This is a genomic window from Streptomyces sp. NPDC001137, from assembly GCF_040298885.1.
In the GTDB taxonomy this organism is placed as follows: Bacteria; Actinomycetota; Actinomycetes; order Streptomycetales; family Streptomycetaceae; genus Streptomyces.
This window is the reverse complement of the sequence record NZ_JBEPBA010000056.1, coordinates 1-5906: the sequence shown is the minus strand read 5'-3', so window position 1 is coordinate 5906 and position 5906 is coordinate 1. Positions and strand designations below refer to the sequence as shown.

Here is a 5906-nt window from a genome sequence, read left to right as displayed (position 1 = left end):
GCTGATCCCGAACCCGCCAGCGATCCTCGCCAGGGAGGTGTGCTCGCGCAGGTACACCAGCGTCGCCGCCATCGACGCTGGGACGGACGGAGCTATTTAGACGCCATTTCAGTTGGTGTGATCTTTTGGCAGGCTGGGGTGATGACTGCTGCGCTTGTCGAGCGGATGGCGCCGGAAGAGCTGTGGACGTTGTTCCAGCGTGTGGTCCCGCCGGCGCCGATCCGCCCTCAGGGTGGAGGGCACCGGCGGCGAGGGGACCGCGAGGTACTGGCTGCCATCATCTTCGTGGCCACCTCAGGCTGCACCTGGAACCAACTGCCACCAGGCTTCGGACTGTCGGGCGTGACGGCCTTCCGCCGGTTCACCGAGTGGACGGAGGCCCGGGTGTGGGCCAAGCTCCACCGCCTGGTTCTCGACGAACTTGGTGCCCGCGGCGATCTGGACTGGTCGCGGTGCGCGATCGACTCCGTCAGCGTCCGTGCCCTCAAAGGGGGCAGCTGACGGGACCGAATCCGACCGACCGCGGCAAGAACGGATCGAAAATCCACCTGATCGTCGATCGCCGGGGCCTGCCGCTGTCGATCGGCATCTCCGCCGCGAACCTCCATGACAGCCAGGCCCTCATCCCGCTGGTCCGCGGCATCCCACCCATTCGCTCCCCTCGCGGCCCGCGACGCCGACGGCCCGCCAAGCTGCACGGTGACAAGGGATACGACTACCACCACCTGCGGCGATGGCTCGCTTCCCGCGGCATCCGGCACCGCCTTGCCCGCAAGGGCATCGAGTCGTCCCAGCGGCTGGGTCGGCACCGCTGGGTGGTGGAGCGGACTGTGTGCGCCACGAGGCGCTCTGTTTGTATCCCCGGCTGAGCCGGGAGGAACTCGGAAGGAGGTTCCTGGGCCAATGACTTACCTGATGTCGAAAGGCTGATGGGACAAAAGCATGTCAGTAAACCAGTGACCGGGCTCAGTTGTCGGGGACGGTGTGCTGGGTGGCCCGCGCGATATGGCGAAGACTGAATTGTTTGAAGCCCAATCTCCAGCAGATGCAAGTTCCCATCCGCCGGAAAGACAGCTGTAACCGGCGCCGCGTTCTGCACCAGGTTTCTATCGTTGGCCGGTGCACCTCCGGAGCGCGGAGCGATGCCCAGCGAGGGCATTCAAGGAGATGAGTGGGACGCCTACGTCGCGCTATGACGTACAGCAGAGACGAACGTGGGATCGCCTACGGGACGCGAGTCCTATGGCGACGGAGGTCCCGTAGTAGTCGCCGGAGCAACGCCCGGCCAGGGAGGACGGGAAAGCCGTCCGCAGGGCGAAGGGGACCAGGTGGTTCGGACACCCGAGGATCCGGGAGGTATGCGAAATGCAGAGCGCCGCAACGGTGCTGGGTGTCCTGCGTGAACGCGGCAGGCGTGGTCTGCCGTGCAGTGAACTGTATCGACAGCTGTTCAACCCGCAGTTGTATCTGTTGGCCTACGGACGTATCTACGCCAACCATGGCGCGATGACACCCGGGGTCACGCCGGAAACCGTGGACGGCATGTCACAGCGGAAGATAGCCCGGATAATTGAGGCGATGCGCCACGAGCGATACCGCTTCCGTCCGGTCCGGCGCGTCCATATCCCGAAGAGCAATGGGAAGACGCGTCCGCTGGGGCTACCGACCTGGTCGGACAAGCTCGTTGGCGAAGTCGTGCGCCTCCTGCTGGAAGCGCATTACGAGCCGACGTTCTCCGACCGCTCGCACGGATTTCGCCCCCGCCGTGGCTGCCATACCGCTTTGCGGGAGGTGTCCCACACCTGGACCGGGACAGCCTGGTTCATCGAGGGCGACATCGCCGATTGCTTCGGCAGTCTGGACCACCAGGTCCTGCTGACGATCCTCGGCGAGAAGATCCGTGACCAGCGGTTTCTGCGGCTGGTGCGGAACATGCTGACAGCCGGATACCTGGAGGACTGGAGGTGGGGAGCCACGCTCTCCGGGGCACCGCAAGGCGGAGTGGCCTCCCCGATCCTGTCCAACATTTACCTGCACAAGTTGGACGAGTTCGTAGAGACAGTACTGATTCCGGAGTACACCCGAGGGGAACGTCGGGCCCGCAACCCGGCGTATTTGGAGTTACAGAGTCTGCTGCGGACAGTCCGTCAACACGGCGACCGGCCTTTGGCTCGTGCCGTGCGTCGACGGATGACCAGCCTGCCGAGTGCGGACCCGAATGATCCGCACTACCGGAGACTGCGTTACACCCGCTACGCGGACGATCATCTCCTTGGTTTCACCGGACCAAGAGTCGAGGCCGAGCAGATCAAGCAACGCCTGGCAGCGTTCCTGCATGATGAACTCAAGCTGGAACTCTCCCAGGAGAAGACGCTGATCACTCATGCCCGTACCGGGGCAGCGAGGTTCCTCGGCTATGAGATCACGGTCCAGCACAACGACACGAAGAAGACCGGCCGTTACCGACGCGTCAACGGACAGATCGCTCTCCGTGTCCCCCGGGACGTGATCAAATCCAAATGCGTGCCCTATCTCGCCCGCGGAAAGCCCGCGAAGCGAAAGGACCTCGTCAACAGCACCGATCACGCGATCGTTGCCACGTTCGGGGCCGTTTACCGGGGCATCGTCCAGTACTACCTGCTCGCCGGGGATGTCTCCCGGCTGCACCGCCTGCGCTGGGTCATGGAGACATCCATGCTCAAGACCCTTGCAGCAAAGCACCGTTCGACCGTGCCGAAGATGGCCGCCAAGCACAAGACCAGAATCGACACGGACCACGGTCTCCGAACTTGTTTCGAGGCCCGAATCGAGCGGGAGCATAGGAAGCCGCTGGTGGCACGGTTCGGAGGAATCCCCCTATATCGACAGCGGTCGGCGAAGATTGTGGACCGCCGGCCCGTCTGGGTGGACTATCCGCATAAAGAGCTGGTCACGCGGCTCTTGGCGGACACCTGCGAGATCTGCGGGAGCACTGGTGATGTCACGGTGCATCACATCCGCGCCCTTGCCGACCTCGCTCATGCCGGATGGCCGCCGTCCGACTGGGCGCGCGTCATGCTCGACCGGCGCCGCAAAACGGTCGTGGCCTGCGACACCTGCCACGATCGCATCCACGAGGCACAGGCAGCCAGATCATTCACGCCGTGATCACTGGAGAGCCGGGTGATAGCGAAAGCGTCAAGCCCGGTTCGGCGGGAGGCCGCGAGGAAAAGGAGCTGCCACGGCAGACACCTCGCCACGCGGCCGACCCAACGTCCTGGCTGTCTGGCTGCCGCCGCCTGCACCGCCGCTACGAGCGCAAGCCGGAACACTTCCTTGCCTTCACAGCCATCGCCGCGACCCTCATATGTCACCGCCGACTGGCCAAGTGAAATGACGTCTTAGCAGCGCCGGTAGCCCTCCCCAGCGACGCCGAGCACGGTCACCCATTCCACGAGCGTCCACGGCAGGTCGAGTGCAGCAGGAGGCAATAAGCGAGCGGGGCGGTTTTTCACGACGCAGTACTTGCGTTTTGATCAGGAGCTTCGGACTCCTCTTGCAACGTCACTGCCGCGTGAAGCAACTCATTGGCGTAGCGGTCGGCAGCATCTTTCACTCGCTTCTTAGACGGCAGGATGAACCAGGCGACGAAGCAAATGAGGCATGCCACGATACCGAACAGGTTCCCAGCAGAGACCTGCGGCCGATGCACCAACGGCGCGACCCACGCCATGTAGCCCGCCAAGGCAAGCGCAGATAGAAGACTCACCCCTCTTGCAGCCCAGCGCACTCCGTAAAGGTTGCGCTCGTAGCCATAGTTCCGATTCTCATTGAAGAGGAAAGGGAACTTCTCCTCCCCAGTTTTTCGGCGCACGCGTGTTACCGCTGTCTCGATAACAGTGTCCGCCTTGACCGCATCTCGGCGTTCGGCACGTAGCGAGGGCAAAGGCACGCCAGAAACAGCCTCAACTGCTTTCCGCCACATGGTGCGTTGTACTTCGTTTTCAGTTGGTGAGTCCAACCTCAGCCACGTAGTCGTTGGCGGTCCGCCCCAACTCTTCCACAGCCGCCGTTCAGCGCCTTTTCCGAAGTTGCGAACTACTCCGGCGATCACGACAGGACCCACGCCCGCAACCGCGAGAATTCCGAGAACGTAGGAAATAGCCGGAATCTGGCGCAGCCCAAGTACCGCGAAGAGAACAACGAACGGAAGGATTGCGAGCAGGCCGGGCACAAGTCGTGCCCGGCGCTCGTAGTCATCGAGGATCAGCACGCTCACGCGCCCCCGTCATCCTCGACCGTGTAATGGAACGGGATGGGCTCTGACGGGCCGTAACCCGAGCGCTCGGGAGCGTTGTAGTAGTGCAAGAGAGACACCCCTTGTGTGCCGTGGACGGGATAGCCACGCCGCCTGAAGGCATTTGTCACCTTCTTCGCCGGGTGCCGGTTCTCCGGGTTCTTCTTCGGGGCCGAGACGTACGCCACGCCACGCGTCACACCCTCCACCGTCGAGCCCAGCAAGCGGTCAAGCACAGCCGGGCCGACGTTGTTCCGGCTCCCGTGGTGTGGCACCTGCACGAACCGCAGGTCACCGGGGGTGAATCCATTCTCCTCAAGACCGTTAAGGACATGCGTGAGGGCCGGAATTCCAGCGTCGCCGGTCAGCAACAGCTTCCTGTCGTCGACCTCTAGCAGTGAGACCACGCTGGCGTTGTTGGTGGGTGTGGTTGTGCCGTCGTTCCGCAAGGTCTCGTCCCACCAGGTCTCCGGGACCAACTTCTTCGCGGCCTCCAGCATCTTCCGCATGAAGTTCTCGAGCGCTTGCTGCGCGGCCGACTTGGCGACCTGCCCCACGAGCTCTCTCAGGAGCTCCTCGTAGTACGCCTCAGTCGGCCCAAGTACATTGAAGACGCCGTCCTTGGTGCTCATGCCGGCGAACGGCTCGACCACCTCGACGCCCTGCTCCTGCGCCAGGGCCTCCAGCTCCGTCGCGGCCTCCAGCATCCGGCGGGCTGGATCGTTCAGCTTGTTCCGCCAGTGGCTTGAAGTCCGCGCGCGCTCCATCTCCTCTGAGTGGTCCCAGGGCAGGTGCATCCAGAGCTTCCGAACCCGCAGCTCCTCCAGCACGGTCTTCAAACCGCAGATGTGGTCCTGGTCGGTGTGCGTCGAGATGACGTAGTCGAGCCGGTCAGTGCCGTAGCGCTCCTTGATGTGCTCGACGAGGGCGTCACCGCACTCGGTGTACCCGCCGTCGATCACGATGACGGTCTGTTCCTCACGCTTCCCATGGAGGTTCCCGTACCGGAGGACAATGGCATCGCCGCCCTTGGACTCCTCCCCCACAGGGAGAAAATCGATCTCGTATCCCACGTTGGTTCCTTGGCTTCCAGGCGCTTTGGCGCATCACACAAAGGACGGCCGTCGCACCCCCGTGCCTTCGGCCAACTACCAACGCAGAGTAACCCTGGCAGTCCATCAGTTCCTTACGCTCCGTCAAACCTTGGGTAGGCAAAGGGAATAGACCACCACTCTGGTGTGACCGTTTGTGATCAATTCTGATGCGTAGTGACCGTCCGTGTTTCAATCCCGCCGCCCACGCGAGAGCCAAGGTCCACGGCAAAGGCCCAGCTCGGAACCGCCCCCCAGGCGCACAGAGATTACGTGATTACAGTTAGTTACGCCCCCTGTGGCCTTCAGTAAATGGATCGGTAGTCCGGAATGCCCGTCCCAACTACTGCAATTGGCGTAGCTAAGTCCAGCCATAAAGTTCTTGATCAGTTGAACCAGGCCGACGTGCGATACGTAGGACCCCGCTGAACCGGGACGCGCTAACCTCGAACTTTCGTGGTGGGCCGTCGACGAAGTCGGCGGCCCATTTTGTTGTCGGTGGTGGAGGGCGGGCAGGCTGAGGGCCCGGGTGTCGTCTC

General features: G+C 63.0%; 3 protein-coding genes and 3 pseudogenes. 3 read left to right on the top strand and 3 right to left on the bottom strand.

What is annotated here, in order from left to right; translation table 11 throughout:
* A pseudogene (locus tag ABT254_RS46380) lies at nucleotides 1-92 on the bottom strand (transposase family protein); the annotation flags it as partial.
* Nucleotides 93-141: 49 nt separating this feature from the next.
* On the opposite strand from ABT254_RS46380, the pseudogene ABT254_RS46375 reads away from it, so the two are divergent.
* From ABT254_RS46375 to ABT254_RS46365, 3 genes and pseudogenes are all read left to right on the top strand, one after another.
* Nucleotides 142-833 (top strand): annotated as a pseudogene (locus ABT254_RS46375) (IS5 family transposase); the annotation flags it as partial.
* A gap of 532 nt (nucleotides 834-1365) precedes the next feature.
* Nucleotides 1366-3147 (top strand): reverse transcriptase/maturase family protein, encoded by a 1782-nt coding sequence (locus ABT254_RS46370; RefSeq protein ID WP_351483745.1) that lies wholly within the window; start codon nucleotides 1366-1368, stop codon nucleotides 3145-3147.
* Nucleotides 3148-3254: 107 nt separating this feature from the next.
* Nucleotides 3255-3371: pseudogene (locus tag ABT254_RS46365) on the top strand (IS5/IS1182 family transposase); the annotation flags it as partial.
* Nucleotides 3372-3490: 119 nt separating this feature from the next.
* On the opposite strand, the gene ABT254_RS46360 reads toward ABT254_RS46365, so the two are convergent.
* Both ABT254_RS46360 and ABT254_RS46355 read right to left on the bottom strand, forming a co-directional pair.
* Complete coding sequence (locus tag ABT254_RS46360) at nucleotides 3491-4258, bottom strand: hypothetical protein (protein WP_351483744.1); 768 nt, start codon at nucleotides 4256-4258, stop codon at nucleotides 3491-3493.
* The gene (locus ABT254_RS46355; protein WP_351483743.1) at nucleotides 4255-5349 is read right to left on the bottom strand and encodes a ComEC/Rec2 family competence protein; all 1095 of its coding nucleotides are present in this window, start codon (nucleotides 5347-5349) and stop codon (nucleotides 4255-4257) included. Before ABT254_RS46355 ends, ABT254_RS46360 begins: the two co-directional genes overlap by 4 nt.
* Nucleotides 5350-5906 lie beyond the last annotated feature (557 nt).